1 protein-coding gene is annotated in these 1387 nt (G+C 35.8%); it reads right to left on the bottom strand.

Annotation, left to right across the window (positions count from 1 at the left end; all coding sequences use genetic code 11):
• Nucleotides 1-268: 268 nt before the first annotated feature.
• Nucleotides 269-877, bottom strand: a complete 609-nt coding sequence (locus ASG81_RS03855; RefSeq protein WP_056629406.1) for a hypothetical protein — start codon at nucleotides 875-877, stop codon at nucleotides 269-271.
• Between the last annotated feature and the right edge of the window lie 510 nt (nucleotides 878-1387).

A 1387-nucleotide genomic window follows, 5' to 3' on the forward strand; every position in this document is an offset into this window, starting at 1 on the left:
CAAAACATCCATTTGCGAGCAAATGGGAGCATTTCAAAGCAATACTTTGATCCTTATTAAATAAGAGGTGCAGTGTCCACAATAAGGGTGTTTAACCGCTTGGACTAGTTTTATTAATAATTGGGTTAAATAAAGGAATTAAGAAATCTATTTGAAGTTATTCCGCTAACGGGTACGTTAGTTCAATGAAGAGACTCTAAACAAACGATGAAGGAGCTGCCGCGACAGCTCCTTTGACATCTTCACAAAGATTTTGTATCTACCGGACTTATTGAACATGAGCACGCGCAGGCGTTCTCAATTTCCACGTGATAAAAGCTAAAGCAACTATAGACAAAACTGCGACACTACCATATATCATAGATAGATTTTTGGTTGGTGTAACTTGTGATCCTTCTGCATTGGAACCACCATACAACAGTTCACCGTTTTCATTATATTGCTGTTTCCCTTTAAGTTTTGTTACAAAATCATCTGAAATCGACACGCCTTTATTTAGGGATTGTTTAATCTCCCCTTGAAGCCCCTCACTTACCAACATATCTACATCATTAATTTTTATTAGCTTTGTATTCTTTCCGCCGCTAGTAACTTTAGAGAGCGAATTATTAAAATCCGATGCGTCTCCGCCTCCACTAATCAAAATATACTGATCATTTTCAAGACCAATTGTAATCAAAGTTTTTGGCTGACCATTCAATGTGACCACAAAACTCCATTTATTAAGTGGCTTAACAACATCTAATAATTTAGTAGAATTACTTTTTTCTAGTTTTTCCTTATCAAGTCCCCATACCTGAAATCCTTTTCCTAGCTTTGTCGATTTAACCTCTTCGGCACTATTAAAATTGTATTTATAATATCTATCATCGATCATATTTTGGAAATTTAATAACTCCTTTTCTGCAGCCTAGGAATCTCATTTTCAGGATCATTAGCCGCAAATGCTGACATCGATGATATGATAAAAAACATTCCCATTAATAATGACAAGCTAAGTACCTTTTTCATTCTATTCCCTCCCATTCTTATACTCACCTCGTAATCAATTAACGAATAATTTATTGATTATGTTCCTATTTCCTGCTTTGAAATTATTGGAAAAATAGTTATTTTAGCAAAAAATGAGGTAATAACCAGCTTAGGTCCATTACGCTTAAAGCTGTTTTAATTTTATCGACTTCAAAACGGAACCCGTTTGAACACATTACAAGTTTTTAATGTATTTGGCATCCAAAGATTAAGCTCCCTCGGTAAGATATGATTTTCTCAAGAATGCTCGCTTATTCGCAGGATTTCGCCCGGTTGGTAAAGGATGAAGACAAGAAGGGGAACTCCGTCTTAGACTTCGGCAACATGAAGGCGTACGGGAATAGAGGGGAATATA

This window comes from Paenibacillus sp. Soil522 (genome assembly GCF_001428245.1).
Classification (GTDB): Bacteria; Bacillota; Bacilli; order Paenibacillales; family Paenibacillaceae; genus Pristimantibacillus.

Coding starts and splice junctions, on each gene's coding strand:
- ASG81_RS03855 (WP_056629406.1), bottom strand. CDS start 877: ATGATCGATGATAGATATTATAAATACAATTTTAATAGTGCCGAAGAG.